Raw genomic sequence first — 13308 nt, forward strand, 5'->3', positions numbered from 1 at the left:
GCGGGCGGGCTCGTCGTGTCCGACGCCGGCGACGTCGGGCCCAGTGCCACGGTGCACGGGCTCACCGACGACGCGCTCGCGCTCGGGGCGCCGCTCGAGGAGGTCGTGGGCACCCTGCTGCAGGCCCTCTCGGGCCGGGTGCTGCTGGCGCACTTCGCGCAGGTCGAGACGGGGTTCCTCGGCGCCGCGTGCCGGCAGTTCTGGGGGCCGGGCTGCCGGTGGAGGTCGTCGACACCTTCGAGCTCGAGCGCCGGGCCCTCGGGGGCGGCTGGGACGCCGCGTCGCAGCGGGGCGCCCTGCGGCTGTGGACGGCTCGCACGCGCCACGGCCTGCCGGTCTACCGCGCCCACGAGGCACTCACCGACGCCCTGGCCTGCGCCGAGCTCTACCTCGCGCAGCGGGCCGCGCTCGAGGCGGCCTCCCCGGAGACGACGACGACCCTCCGCCACGTGGTGGCGTGAGGGTCGGTCTGCGTGTTGCTGGGCCCCCGGGGCGGGTGCTCAGATGTGACGCGGGAGGGAGGCCTGCGCGAGGAAGTAGAGCTCGTTGGCCTCACGGACGAGGTCGCGGTCGGCGCGACCGTCCCAGCCACGGCCGGCGGAGCGGTTGGTGCGGAGGCTGTTCGCGAGGGCGCGGGCCTTCTGGACGGAGAGCGATGCGGTGTTCATGACTCATATGATCCATCGTTCAATCCTTCAGCACAACGTCAGTTCGCTTCACCATTCCGCAGTATGGCTTAAGATTGGTGGATGCTCGACCCGCACCGCATCACCGTCTTCCGGTCCGTCGTCGCCAGTGGCTCCGTGCAGGCCGCGGCCGACAACCTCGGGCTCACGTCCTCCGCGGTCAGCCAGCACCTCGCGGCCCTCCAGCGCGAGACCGGGCTGACCCTCTTCCAGCGCGCCGGCCGCGGCATCGTGCCGACCGAGGACGCCCTCGTCCTCGATGCCCAGAGCGACGAGCCCATGAGCCAGTGGGACCGCCTCGAGCAGGTGGTCTCGGACCTGCGCGACGGGCGCACCGGGCGCCTGTCGATCGGCTACTTCGCCTCGGCCGGCTCGGCGTGGATGCCGGCGCTCGTGCGCCGGCTGTCCTCGGAGTACCCCGACCTCGTCCTCGAGCTGCGGCTCAACGAGGTCGAGCAGCGCGGCCCGCGACCCGACCTCGACCTGGCCATCGACCCGCCCCACACCGCGCTGCCGGCGGGGCTGCGCCGCGTCGACCTCACCGAGGACCCCTTCGTCGTCGTCCTCCCGCGCGACCACCCGCTGGCCGGCGCCGACGAGATCGCGCTCGCCGACCTGCGCGGGGAGACCTGGGTCAGCAACGACTACCCGAGCGCCGTCGGGCACCGGCTGCTCGTCGCGGCGTGCGCGGCCGTCGGGCTGCGGCCGCGCTTCACGGTGCAGGCGCAGGACCACCACACGGCCATCGGGTTCGTCGCGGCCGGCGTCGGCATCTCGGTGATGCCCGGCCTCGCGGCCCGGGGGCTCCCGGCGAACGTCGTGCGCGTCGACATCGCGCCCCCGGCCCCGGTGCGCCACCTGTCGGCCGTCGTGCGCCAGCTCGGCGCCTCGACCGCCCCCACCGAGCGGGCCGTGCAGCTGCTCCAGGACCTCATCGCCCACCCGAGCACGATGCCGCGCCGCCGCCGCTAGCCCCCGACGGACCCTCGTCGGCACGGTCGACGGTCAGGCGCGGTCGGACCAGTACAGGGCGCGCGCCGGGCAGAAGGTGACCGCCCGCTCGCCCTCCGCCCGCGCCACGGCGGGGTCGTCGACGACCGGGTAGCCCCACTCGTCGAGCCGGATCCGGCCGGGCAGCAGGGTCGCGCACAGGCCGTGGCCGGTGCACGCGACGCGGTCGACCCTCAGCTCAGGCGCGGCGGACACCGGCGCCCACCTCCTGCGTCGGGCACGGACCCGCGGCGTGCGCGGCGAGGTGCGGCTCGAGGGTCCGCAGGGCCGAGCCGGCGAACCGCGAGACGCCGTCGGGGAAGCGGCAGGCGCCGCGCCCGGGCAGCAGCCCGGCGACCCGGCGCATCTCGTCCGCGGCTGCCCCGGAAGGGCGTTCGGTCAGGCGGTGCCATGCGGCCGCGAGGGACGGGACGCCGAACATGCACGGTCCGCACTGTCCGGCGGTCTCCCCGGCGGCGTGGTCGAGGAAGCGGCCGACCGTGTCGAGGGGGCAGCGTGCGGGGTCGAGGACGTCGACCACCCCGGGCCCGACCGACGCCCCGAGGCGCGCGAGGTCGGCGCTGCTCCAGCGGCATTCGCGGGCGTCGGGCACCCCCAGGAGCGCACCGCCGAGACCACCGACGACGACGTGCTCGGCGTCCGGGTCGGCGCCACAGGCCGTGAGGAGGTCGGCGAACGGCACGCCCGCCTCGGTCTCGAGGACGCCCGGGTGGGCGACGGCGCCCGCCAGCGTGACGAGGCGCGGGCCCGGCTCGGCCTCGGTGCCGAAGGAGCGGAACCACGTCGGGCCGAAGGCGTCGACCTGGGCGATGCGCCACACGGTCTCGGCGTTGAGGACGACGGTCGGGCGGACCGTCCGCCCGTCGGCGTCCCGGCCGCCGGTGACGAACGGTCGTCGCTTGGTCATCGGCCGGGCCAGCCCGCCCTGCGCGAGGGACACGAGGGAGGTCTCCTCCGACGAGACGTACCGGTCCGGTGCCTCGAGGACGTCGACACCGGCCGCCGCGAGGAGGGCGGCCGTCCGTGACCCCCGGTGGGCCGCGAAGCGCGTGCCCCGGTTCCGGCCGGCGACGAGGGCGGCGCCGTGCAGGAGCTCGTCAAGGTGGTGCTCGACGACGAAGCCGTCCTTGGCGGCGCCGATCTCGCCGTCACACGCGTTGACGATCAGGGCCGCGCCGTGGTCGCGGGCCGCCCGGAGCTTGACCGCCGTGCTGAAGGCGGCGCCACCGCGACCGGTGAGGCCCGCCGCGGCCAGGTCGTCGACGAGGCTCATGACCAGCTCCGCTCGAGGGCGACGGCCCGGCGGTCGCGGTCGGGCTGTCGGGCGAGCAGCCGCCAGAGGACGGCGGCGACACCGACCCCGCCGCACGCGAGGGTGACGGCGCGCAGCAGCGGCTGGTCGGAGGTCCCGAGCGCGATGCCGTGCACGAGGGCCGTGGGCCACAGGGCGTAGGTGGCCCAGTGCACCGCCCGCCAGGCCCGCTCGGGGATGCGGTGACGTAGCCAGGAGCTCACCGACACGGCGACGAGCAGGTCGACGGCCAGCGTCCCCAGCCCGACCCACACCGTCTCGTAGCCGCTCGTGAACGGCACGAGGGCCGAGACGGCGTCGATGCTCACGTAGGTCTCGGCGACGGCGGTGGCGACGTGGGCGGTGACGAAGGCGAGCATCCCGAGGGAGAGCCAGCGGTGCACGGCCATGACGACGGTCGCCGACTCGCCGTGCGGTCGGCGCCGGCCGGAGGTGACGGCACCGAGGACGACGACGGCCGTCAGCAGGGCGATGCTCGCGACGCCGGTGCCGCGCGAGACGTACCAGAGCAGCGCGTTCACGACGCCACCGCCGCGGTGCCGGGCCAGCCGGGCGTCGTCGTGACCGCCCACCCGGTGTCGAGCCGCGCCGGCAGGCCGTGCCCGGTCAGCCACGCCGGCGCGTCGGCGCCGAGGACGACCGCGGCCGTCGAGGCGGCGTTGGCCTCGAGGGCGCTCGCGGCGACGACGGTGACCATGGCCCAGGTCGGGGCGGCGGTGCGCCCGGTGCGGGGGTCGACGATGTGGTGCGCGGTGCCGCCACCCTCGAGCGCCCACGTGCGCAGCCGCGTCGAGCTCGTCGCGACGGCCTGGCCGCTGTGCAGGCCGATGACCTGCACGACCCGCCCCGCGGCGTCCTCGACCCCGACCTGCCACCGGCCGTCCCGCGTCGTCCCGGAGAGGGCGATGTCGCCGCCGAGGTCGACGAGGAAGCCACCGGGCAGCCGGTCGGCGAGGTGGCGGGCGACCTCGTCGGCGGCGTGCGCCTTCGCGGTCGAGCCGAGGTCGAGGAGGCACCCCGCCGGGACGTCGAGACGGTCGGTGACGGGGTCGATGGTGACGCGCTGCCACCCGGGCACCTCGGCCGTGCGCACGCTGCTCGCCCGCCGGGCCCGCACGACGTCGAGGTCGTCGTCGTACCCGGTCGCCGCGACCGCGCGGCCGACCGTGGGGTCGACGAGGCCGTCGGTCAGGCGGGCGGCCCGGAGGGCGGCACGCACGCTGCCGGCGAGGACAGGGGAGGCGAGGGCCGAGGCCGGGCCGGTCGCCGCGGCCGCCGCCAGCCGGCTCACCTCGGAGTCGCGGCGGAAGCGCGAGGCGGCGAGGTCGAGGGCGGCGAGGTGGTCGCGGGTGAGGGCCTCGGCCTCGGCGAGGGTGCGGGGGTCGGTGACGACGACGCGCACCCGCGTCCCGATCGCCGCGAAGGTCGTCGCGGTCGCCGGGGCGCCGATGGGGTCCTGCACGGTGGTCGCCACGGCCGGCACCTCAGGACCCGCTGGTCGTCGACTGGGTCGACGAGCCGTTGCCGGACGACACCGAGCCGGACGAGGAGAACCCGGACCCCGACGACGAGCCCGAGCCCGAGGAGGTGGACGAGCTCGACGAGTCGTCGCCCGACGAGCTCGACGTCGCCGACGAGGAGTCGTCGGAGGTGGTCGCGGCCGCGGCCGTCGTCGTGGTCTGCGCGGTCGCCAGGTGGTACCCGGCGACCCCGGTCGTCAGGGCCGCAGCGGCCAGCGCACCGGCCGTCCACGTCCTGGCCCGCTGGAGGGCTCGGGGGGTCCTGGGCATCGTCATCACCTTCGGAGGGTCGGGGAACCTGATGACCCCGACCCTCCGGCCCGCGCCTGTGGCGGTGCTGTGCGACCCCGGTGGCCGCTCTGTGGCTTGTCCTCGGACCCGGACGGCCGGGTCAGCGGCTGCCGGCGCCCTCGGGCTCCGGTGCCCGCTCGGACCCGGCCTCGGCGGCCGCCCGCGCGCGCTCGTCGGCGTCCCGGGCCTCGAGGTGCTCGGCGAGCCGGAGCCCCTCGACGTCGAGGTCGGGCAGCAGGCGGTCGAGCCAGCGGGGGATCCACCACGCCCGGTCGCCGAGCAGGTGCATGAGCGCCGGCGTGAGGGTCATCCGGACGACGAAGGCGTCGATGAGCACGCCCACGGCGAGCCCGAACCCGATCGGCCGCACCATCACGAGGTGGCTGAAGGCGAAGCCGAGGAAGACCGAGGTCATGATGATCGCCGCCGCGGTGACGACCCGGACGCCGTGGACGAATCCCGAGCGCACCGCCGTCCGGGAGTCCTCACCGTGGGCGCGCGACTCGTGCATGCCCGAGACGAGGAACATCTGGTAGTCCATGGCGAGGCCGAAGAGCACCCCGATGAGGATGATCGGCATGAAGCTGAGCAACGGACCCGGTTGCGTGACACCGAGCAAGGAGCCGAACCAGCCCCACTGGTGCACCGCCACCGTCGCGCCGAACGCCGCCGCGACCGACAGCAGGAAGCCTCCGGTGGCGACGAGCGGGACGACGACCGAGCGGAACACCACCGTGAGGATGAGCAGCGAGAGCCCGACGACGACGGCGAGGTAGCTCGGCAGGGCCCCGGCCAGGCGCTCCGAGATCTCGATGTTCGCGACGGTCTGGCCGGTGAAGCCGATCTCGACCCCGTCGTGCCGCTCGAGGCGGGAGGAGGCCGCGCGGATGCCGTCGATCGTCGCCGGCGTCTGCTCGGCGGCCGGCCCGGTGCTCGGGACGACCTGGAAGGCGAGCGTGTCCTTGTCGTCGCTGACGCCGAAGGGGACGACGCTCACCACACCGTCGACGCCCCGGAGGGCGGTGGCGATGCGGGCCTGGGCGTCGAGGACCTGGGCCTGCGTGCGGGGGCTGTCGGTGCTCGGCAGCTCGGCGACGGCGACGACCGGCCCGTTCATCCCGGGGCCGAACTGGTCGGCCACCGTGGAGTAGGCGGTGTACGCGCTCGAGCCGGTGGGCTCGCTGCCGCCGTCCGGCAGGCCGAGGCGCATGTCGAGGGCCGGGACGGCGAGCACGCCGACGAAGGCGACGACACCCAGCACGGTGAGCCAGGGCCGGCGGGTGACGGCGGCGACGTACCAGGCGCCGTGCTCCTCGGGCCGGTCGTCGGGGTGGCCGCCACGGCTCGCGGGGTCGCCGGCGGTGGCGAAACCGGCTCTGCGCCAGCCGCGCCGGGAGACGACGCGGGTGCCCATCAGCCGCATGACGGCCGGGCTGACGGTGACGGCGACGACCACCGACACGAGGACGGTGGCGGCCGCGACGACACCCATCTCGGCGAGGATCGGGATGCCCGAGAGGACGAGGGCGGCCAGCGCGATGATGACGGTGGCGCCGGCGAAGGTGACCGCCGAGCCGGCCGTCGCGACGGCCCGGGGGACCGACTCGCGCAGCGGCATCCCGTGGAGGATGTTCGCGCGGTGCCGGTTGACGATGAACAGCGCGTAGTCGATGCCGACGGCGAGCCCGAGCATGAGGGCCAGGGCCGGTGTCGTCGTGTTGAGCTCGACGAAGGCCGTGAACGCCACCGCACCACCGAGCCCGACGCCGACGCCGAGCAGTGCGACGAGCAGGGGCAGGCCGGCCGCGATGAGGCTGCCGAGCACGAGCACGAGGACGAGGAGCGCGACGCCGAGGCCGAGGATCTCGCCGGGGCCGATGAACACGAGCTCCTGGGTGATCTCGACGCTGTAGTGGGGCGTCACGCCGGCGGCCTCGAGGACCGGGTCGCCCTTCTCCGGGATCTGCGCCCGGTCCTCCGGCGCGATGGACTGGGCGTTGTCGTCGAACTGCACCTGGACGACGGCGTAGCGGCCGTCCGTGCTGACCAGCCGGGTGCCCGCGGAGGCGGCCGCCACGGCCGCGCCGTCGGCGTACTGCGCCGCCCCGGCCTCGAGCTCCTTCTCGGAGGCGGCGAGCTTCGCCTTCCCCTCGTCGACCTGGGTGCGGCCGGCCGTGACCTGGGCCTCGAGGGCCGGGATGCCCGGGTCGTCCGGGTTCTGCTGCTTGAGCTGCGCGAGCAGCGCCTCGCCGCCGGCCACCTGGCCCTCCCCGTCGGCGAGCTTCTTCTTCCCGGCGTCGAGCTGTGCGCGGCCGTCGTCGAGCTTCTGGCGCGCGGCCTCGAGGTCGGCGGCGGAGGAGTCGATCTGCTCCTGGGCGGCGAAGGGGTCGACGACGCGCTTGACGTGGGGTGCGGTGCCCCAGGCCTTCATGGCCTCGTCGATGGCTTTCTTCTGCGCGTCGGTGAACGAGCCGCTGTCGCTCTCGAGGACGATGCGCCCGAACCCGCCTGCCGCGGAGGGGACCTCGGTGCCGAGCGTGGCGAGCACCCGCTCGAACTCGGTGCCGGGGATGGAGACCTGGCTGGTCAGGGGCCGGCCGACGGTGCCGGCGAGGGTGCCGGCGACGGCGAGCACGACGACCCAGAGGGCGACGACGCGCCAGGCGTGGTCGGCGCACCAGCGGCCGAGGCGGTACAGGGCGGTGGACATGGGGGACCTTCCGGGAGGGAGCGGGTCAGGCGGAGGGGGTGGGGACGAGCAGCCCGGAGCGCAGGTGGCCCAGGGACTCGGCGAGGACGACGTGGAACGCGGGCGGCTGCTCGCCGGCGAGCACCGACTTCGACCAGACGCGGATGGTGGCCTCCCCGCAGCCGAGGACGGCCGCGGCGAGGGTGGCGACGTGCAGGTCGCTCGGGCCCGGGCCGACGCGCTCGCGCAGCCAGGCCTCGAACCAGTCGAGCCAGGTGTGGAACTCGGCGAGGATCAGGCCCTTCGCGTGGGCCGAGGTCTCGCCGGCGGCGACCAGCACCCCGATCCGTTCGACGAGCGAGAGGTCGACCGGGTCGTCGACGACGGCGAGCACGCTGACGAGGACGTCCTCGCCGACCGGCCGCTCGTCGAGGCGGGCGCTCAGGGCGACGAAGAAGTCCGAGACGCTCGCGGTGATGACGGACTCGACGGACGGGAAGTAGTTGAAGAAGGTGCGGCGGGAGACCCCGGCCCGGTCGGCGACGGCCTCGGCGGTGACGGCGTCGACGCCCTCGTCGCGGACGATCGCGTAGGCCGCGGCCGAGATGGCGCGACGGGTCTGCTCACGCTTGCGGTCGCGCAGCGAGGGGATGACACAGGTGGGCGGACGGGTCACGGCACCAGCGTAGGCATCGTCTGCACGCCCGTGCAAATCTGCATCAGGATGCACGTGACGATGGGTGGGCTCAGGGCAGGGAGCTCGCCTCCCCGAGGTGCCCGAGAGGAGGCAACACGCAGACGTGAGCGCGCGCGGGCCTGCGTGTTGCCTCCTCTCGATGCGGCGGAGCAGCCGTCCACCACGCCGTTCGAGGCCCGTGGGCGCTCCCTCGCGCCGAGCGACGAGGTGTCGTGCCCCGCAGGCTGGGTCCTCAGGCGTACTCGGTCGGTGGCCGGTAGAGCTCCTCGACGGCCTCGGCGATGTCGCCGTGGGCCTCGACCGGCTCGACGAACAGCCGTGCGGCGGCGACGAGGTCGTCCCGCACGGTGGCCACGATGACCCCCCGCATCGCGAACGGCGACCCGTCGACGTGGGTGCCGGACCAGCTGACCTCGCCCCACTCGTCGTCGCCGGCGACGGCGACCGCGACGAGCTCGGCCCGGAAGTCGGGGACGCCGGCGAAGACGGCCGTCCAGTTCTCGAGCACCGGTGCCCGGCCGGTGAACGCGCGGGCGGGGTGAGCCGGCTGCTCGCTGACGTAGTCGTCGGCGAACAGGGCGGCGAAGGCCTCGGGGTCGTGGGCGTTCTGCGCCGCGACGAGGCGCTCGTGCATCCCCATGCCCGGACCGTACGCCGCACCGGAGCCGTTGGCGACCCCCGCCACCTCGTCTCGGATGCGAGCCGGGTCGGACGCGAAGGCGGGCGGCCCGGACGGCTCGCGTGGGACGCTGGACGACATGACCGACAGCGCTGCCGAGTCCCGTGCCGACGCCCTGCTCCGGCTGGTCCGCGAGTCCGTCATCGGCGAGGACCACGTGATGCAGACGCCGTACGGCCCGCGCCGGGTCACCTACGCCGACTACACCGCGAGCGGTCGGGCGCTGGGCTTCATCGAGGACTTCATCCGTGACGAGGTGCTGCCGGCCTACGCCAACACGCACACCGAGTCGAGCGGCACCGGCCTGCAGACCACGCGGCTGCGCGAGGACGCCCGGCGGATCATCCACGACGCGGTGCACGGGGACGACGACACGGTCGTGGTCTTCGCCGGCTCCGGGTGCACGGGCGCCATCGACAAGCTCATCGGGGTGCTCGGCCTGCGCATCCCGAGCGCCCTCGAGGACCGCTGGCACCTGTCGCAGCACATCCCCGCGGACCAGCGCCCGGTGGTGTTCATCGGCCCCTACGAGCACCACAGCAACGAGATCCCGTGGCGCGAGACCATCGCCGACGTCGTGACCATCCGCGAGGACGCCGACGGCCAGATCGACCAGGACGACCTGGCGGCCCGGCTCGAGGAGCACGCCGACCGGCCGCTGCGCATCGGCTCGTTCAGCGCCGCGAGCAACGTCACCGGCATCGTCTCCGACACCCACGGCATCTCGGCCCTGCTGCACCGGCACGGCGCGCTGGCCTTCTGGGACTTCGCCGCCGCCGGCCCGTACGTCGACATCGAGATGACGGCGCCCGCCGGCGGTGACCCGCTGTCGTACAAGGACGCCCTCGTCCTCTCGCCGCACAAGTTCATCGGCGGGCCCTCGACGCCTGGGCTGCTCGTCGCCCGGCGCCAGCTGTTCGCCAACCGCGTCCCGGTGACGCCCGGCGGCGGCACCGTCGCGTACGTCAACCCCGAGGACCACGCCTACCTCCCGGACCCCGAGCACCGCGAGGAGGGCGGCACCCCGGCGATCATCGAGTCGGTGCGCGCCGGGCTGGTCTTCCAGCTCAAGGAGGCCGTCGGCGTCGAGACCATCCGGGCCCGCGAGGAGCGCTTCCTCGAGCGGGCCGTGCGGGCCTGGCGCGACGAGCCGGGCATCGAGGTGCTCGGCAACCTCGACGCACCGCGCCTGTCCATCGTCTCGTTCGTCGTCCGCTCGCCGTCGGGCAGCCACCTGCACCACAACTACGTCGTCGCGCTGCTCAACGACCTCTTCGGCATCCAGTCGCGCGGTGGCTGCTCCTGCGCCGGTCCGTACGGGCACCGGCTGCTCGGCATCGACCTCGAGCGCAGCCACGCGTTCGAGCGCGAGATCACCGGCGGCTGCGAGGGCATCAAGCCCGGCTGGGTCAGGGTGAACTTCAACTACTTCCTGTCCGACGCGGTCGCCGACTACGTCGTCGAGGCCGTGCGGATGGTCGCCCGGGACGGCTGGCGGATGCTCGGCGACTACACGTTCTGCCCCGAGACCGGGATGTGGCGGCACCGGCGGGGCGTCGTCGAGCCCCCGCTCCGGCTCGCCGATGTGCGCTACGGGGACGACGGTTCGGTGTCGATGCCGTTCTCGGACGACCGGGGCGGCGAGGAGATGCTCGCCGACCACCTGCGCGAGGCCGCCGAGCTGATCGCCGCCGCCACGCCGCCCGACCTCGGGCACGGCGACGGCCACGTCTCGGCCGACTTCGAGCACCTCCGGTGGTTCGACCTCCCGGAGGGTGCGGTCGTCAGCTCCTGACCCGCCCCGTCGTGGTCACGGCGCCGACCTCCAGCGGGCCGTCGAGCAGCGGCTCAGCAGCGTCCTCGCAGCGGCGCCGCGTAGACACGGGCCGTGCCCGCCGCCCGGGCGGGTCGACAAGGGGGTAGGACATGACCACGACCACGAAGACCCGGCTCGGCCTCGGGGCCGCACTGGCCACGGCTGCGCTCGCCGCGAGCGTCCCGCTCGCGGCGCCCGCCTCGGCCTCGACGTCGCAGTGCGACTTCGGCCGGATGTGCATCTGGCAGTTCGGCGACGCCACCGGCATGTACGGCAGCTTCGCGAAGGGGACCTCCGACCTCGCGGTCGCCCTCGACGGGAAGATGGACGACAAGGCGAGCTACGTCTACAACCACGACGACGAGCCGTGGTGCGTCTACCAGTTCAAGGACCAGGGGGGTCACGCGATGATGGTCCCCTCGGGCAAGAAGGCCTCGATCGTCAACATCATCGACCCCCGCGACGGCTTCACGTGGGACAACCGGGTCTCCTCGCTGCGCCCGGCCCTCCACTTCGTCCCGCCGCGCAACCCCAGCGCCGCGTACTACGCCTGCCAGGGCGACTACATCGTCCTGCGCTGAGCGCGACGAGGGCGGGGCCGGTCAGCCGCTGACCGGCCCCGTCGCCGTCACGGCGCCGACCTCGAGCGGGCCGTACAGGTGCGGGAAGAGCTCGTCGGACTCCGGGTGCGGCGGCTCCCAGCGCACCGGGTGGCTGAGCCGGGACGGGTCGACGGTCAGCAGCACCAGCTCGCCGTGGTGGTCGGAGTAGAAGCGTTCCAGCACACCGGGCCACTGCTCGGCGGTGGACAGGTGGACGAACCCGACCTCGGCGAGGGAGAGCCCGCGGGTCGAGCGCTCGTAGCGGCCGACGGCACGGGCCGCCTCCCACTCGGAGGCGTCGGCGACGTGGAAGAGGAGATCGGTCACGGCGCCCACGGTGCCACGGGTCGCGCGCTCCGGCGAGCCGGCAGCGTCGACCCGTGGCACGCACCACGGGGCCGCGGAGGGCTATCGTCGCTGACGCACCGGTCGGGGGACGACCGGGCACGACACGGGGGAGGACCCACCATGAGGACCAACCGCACCATCGCCGCCGTCGCCGTCATGGGCGCCGCACTGTTCGTCGCCGCACCGGCGGCCTCGGCCAACAGCTTCGGGGACCGCTACCTGGGGGCAGGGGCGCACCTCAGCTACAACGACGGCACCGACACGCTCTGCCTCTGGTACGACAGCAGCGGCCCGTACCAGGCCAGCCTCACCGCCTCGCCGACCACCAGCGGACGCGGCCCGACCCGCTCGCTCGTGGTGGGCCCGGGACAGAAGAAGTGCGCCTCGCTGGCCACGGCCTACGAGGACACCCACTACGACTACCTCGGGGCCGTCGCCTCCGACTGCCGGTGCTACATCCACCGGTACTCGGGCGGCTTCTACAGCTGAGCGCCCCGCCCGCATAGGGTCGCGGGGTGACGCAGCACATCCGCCCCGCGACCCCGGGCGATGCCCCGGCCATCGCCGCGATGGTCCGCGACCTCGCCGAGTACGAGAAGGCCCTCCACGAGGTCGAGGCCGACGAGCAGCACGTGCTCGCCGCGCTCTTCCCGGGCGAGGGTGGGGGCTCGACGTTCGCGCACGTCGCCGAGGTCGACGGCGAGGTCGTGGGGATGGCCGTCTGGTTCCTGTCGTACTCGACGTGGACCGGCACGAGCGGGGTCTGGCTCGAGGACCTCTACGTCGACCCCGCGCACCGCGGCAGCGGCCTGGGCAAGGGCCTGCTCACGACGCTCGCGCAGGTCTGCGTCGAGCGGGGCTACCGCCGCCTCGAGTGGTGGGTCCTGGACTGGAACGCCCCGAGCATCGCCTTCTACGAGTCGATCGGCGCCCGCTCGCAGGACGAGTGGACGCGCTACCGCCTCGACGGCGCGGCCCTCGCGGAGCTCGCGGCCCCCACCGGGGGCTGAGCGTCGGTCCGGGGACCCGGGTCCCGTCGCACAGCGCGATCGCAGCGGCGCAGCAGCCCGCCGGGCCAGCCTCGGGACGTCCGGCGGTCGCCGGGCACCGATCTCCGGGGGGAGCCCACCATGAACCACCTCGTCTCACGCCGCACCGCCCTGTCCGCCTCGCTCCTGGCCGCGGGCGGCGCCGTCGTCCTCGCCCCGGCGGCCGAGGCCGCCCCGAACGACCCGATCCTGCGCTCGGACGTCATGGACCGGGCCCGCAACTGGGTGAGCCGCAACATCCAGTACGACCAGCGGGCCACCGCGGGCGGCCCGTCCGGCACCTACCGCTGGCGCACGGACTGCTCGGGCTTCGTCTCGATGGCCCTCAAGCTCGGGCCCACGGGCATCGGCTGCCCGAACACCACGGCCCTCGCGGGTACGACCTACGGCACGGGCATCGCCAAGGCCGACATGCGCGGCGGCGACTACCTCGTGCGCTCGGGCGTGCACTGCGTGCTGTTCCAGATGTGGGGCAACGACGCGAAGACGACCCTGTGGGTGTTCGAGCTCGGGTCGCCGAGCAGCGACATGAACCACCGCGAGGCCAACCTCAGCGAGTTCTCGAGCTACGTGGCCCGTCGGCCGCGCAACATCCGCAACGGCTGACC

At 74.4% G+C, this 13308-nt stretch carries 17 protein-coding genes; 7 read left to right on the plus strand and 10 right to left on the minus strand.

Going from position 1 to position 13308, the window contains the following annotated elements; translation table 11 throughout:
• Positions 1-188 precede the first annotated feature (188 nt).
• On the plus strand, positions 189-461 hold the full coding sequence (locus tag G7075_RS21710; protein ID WP_240917735.1) for a hypothetical protein: 273 nt from the start codon (positions 189-191) through the stop codon (positions 459-461).
• Positions 462-500: 39 nt separating this feature from the next.
• Here the strand turns inward: G7075_RS21710 and G7075_RS17865 are convergent, their stop codons facing one another.
• Complete coding sequence (locus G7075_RS17865; RefSeq protein ID WP_166123826.1) at positions 501-668, minus strand: hypothetical protein; 168 nt, start codon at positions 666-668, stop codon at positions 501-503.
• Positions 669-749: 81 nt separating this feature from the next.
• Here G7075_RS17865 and G7075_RS17870 point away from each other — a divergent pair, with 81 nt between their 5' ends.
• The gene (locus tag G7075_RS17870) at positions 750-1658 is read left to right on the plus strand and encodes a LysR family transcriptional regulator (protein ID WP_166123827.1); all 909 of its coding nucleotides are present in this window, start codon (positions 750-752) and stop codon (positions 1656-1658) included.
• Positions 1659-1691: 33 nt separating this feature from the next.
• Here the strand turns inward: G7075_RS17870 and G7075_RS17875 are convergent, their stop codons facing one another.
• The 8 genes from G7075_RS17875 to G7075_RS17910 all read right to left on the minus strand — a co-directional run bounded on the left by G7075_RS17875 (position 1692) and on the right by G7075_RS17910 (position 8846).
• Entirely contained in the window at positions 1692-1892 is a 201-nt protein-coding gene (locus G7075_RS17875) for a ferredoxin (RefSeq protein WP_166123828.1), read from the minus strand.
• Positions 1876-2970, minus strand: a complete 1095-nt coding sequence (locus G7075_RS17880) for an NADH-ubiquinone oxidoreductase-F iron-sulfur binding region domain-containing protein (RefSeq protein WP_166123829.1) — start codon at positions 2968-2970, stop codon at positions 1876-1878. The genes G7075_RS17875 and G7075_RS17880 overlap by 17 nt, the downstream gene beginning before the upstream one ends.
• Positions 2967-3530 (minus strand): ferric reductase-like transmembrane domain-containing protein, encoded by a 564-nt coding sequence (locus tag G7075_RS17885; protein WP_166123830.1) that lies wholly within the window; start codon positions 3528-3530, stop codon positions 2967-2969. Before G7075_RS17885 ends, G7075_RS17880 begins: the two co-directional genes overlap by 4 nt.
• Complete coding sequence (locus tag G7075_RS17890) at positions 3527-4483, minus strand: FAD:protein FMN transferase (protein ID WP_240917736.1); 957 nt, start codon at positions 4481-4483, stop codon at positions 3527-3529. The genes G7075_RS17885 and G7075_RS17890 overlap by 4 nt, the downstream gene beginning before the upstream one ends.
• A 10-nt stretch (positions 4484-4493) precedes the next feature.
• On the minus strand, positions 4494-4799 hold the full coding sequence (locus G7075_RS17895) for a hypothetical protein (protein ID WP_166123831.1): 306 nt from the start codon (positions 4797-4799) through the stop codon (positions 4494-4496).
• A gap of 121 nt (positions 4800-4920) precedes the next feature.
• Entirely contained in the window at positions 4921-7530 is a 2610-nt protein-coding gene (locus tag G7075_RS17900; protein WP_166123832.1) for an MMPL family transporter, read from the minus strand.
• Positions 7531-7555: 25 nt separating this feature from the next.
• Positions 7556-8185 (minus strand): TetR/AcrR family transcriptional regulator, encoded by a 630-nt coding sequence (locus G7075_RS17905; protein WP_166123833.1) that lies wholly within the window; start codon positions 8183-8185, stop codon positions 7556-7558.
• 253 nt (positions 8186-8438) lie between these two features.
• Positions 8439-8846, minus strand: a complete 408-nt coding sequence (locus G7075_RS17910; RefSeq protein WP_166123834.1) for a nuclear transport factor 2 family protein — start codon at positions 8844-8846, stop codon at positions 8439-8441.
• Positions 8847-8964: 118 nt separating this feature from the next.
• Between G7075_RS17910 and G7075_RS17915 the strand changes: the two genes are divergently transcribed.
• Both G7075_RS17915 and G7075_RS17920 read left to right on the plus strand, forming a co-directional pair.
• Positions 8965-10680, plus strand: a complete 1716-nt coding sequence (locus tag G7075_RS17915) for an aminotransferase class V-fold PLP-dependent enzyme (RefSeq protein WP_166123835.1) — start codon at positions 8965-8967, stop codon at positions 10678-10680.
• 131 nt (positions 10681-10811) lie between these two features.
• Positions 10812-11282, plus strand: a complete 471-nt coding sequence (locus G7075_RS17920; RefSeq protein WP_166123836.1) for a peptidase inhibitor family I36 protein — start codon at positions 10812-10814, stop codon at positions 11280-11282.
• A gap of 21 nt (positions 11283-11303) precedes the next feature.
• On the opposite strand, the gene G7075_RS17925 is transcribed toward G7075_RS17920, so the two are convergent.
• On the minus strand, positions 11304-11630 hold the full coding sequence (locus tag G7075_RS17925; RefSeq protein ID WP_166123837.1) for a DUF952 domain-containing protein: 327 nt from the start codon (positions 11628-11630) through the stop codon (positions 11304-11306).
• 141 nt (positions 11631-11771) lie between these two features.
• Here G7075_RS17925 and G7075_RS17930 point away from each other — a divergent pair, with 141 nt between their 5' ends.
• The 3 genes from G7075_RS17930 to G7075_RS17940 all read left to right on the plus strand — a co-directional run bounded on the left by G7075_RS17930 (position 11772) and on the right by G7075_RS17940 (position 13306).
• A complete protein-coding gene (locus G7075_RS17930; RefSeq protein WP_205860564.1) occupies positions 11772-12140 on the plus strand; it encodes a hypothetical protein in 369 nt (122 codons plus the stop codon).
• Between the two features lie 26 nt (positions 12141-12166).
• Entirely contained in the window at positions 12167-12661 is a 495-nt protein-coding gene (locus tag G7075_RS17935; protein WP_166123838.1) for a GNAT family N-acetyltransferase, read from the plus strand.
• Positions 12662-12781: 120 nt separating this feature from the next.
• Positions 12782-13306: a hypothetical protein gene (locus G7075_RS17940; RefSeq protein WP_166123839.1), complete on the plus strand. Its 525-nt coding sequence runs from the start codon at positions 12782-12784 to the stop codon at positions 13304-13306.
• Positions 13307-13308: the final 2 nt, after the last annotated feature.

It is taken from the genome of Phycicoccus sp. HDW14 (genome assembly GCF_011383005.1).
Taxonomy (GTDB): Bacteria; Actinomycetota; Actinomycetes; order Actinomycetales; family Dermatophilaceae; genus Phycicoccus.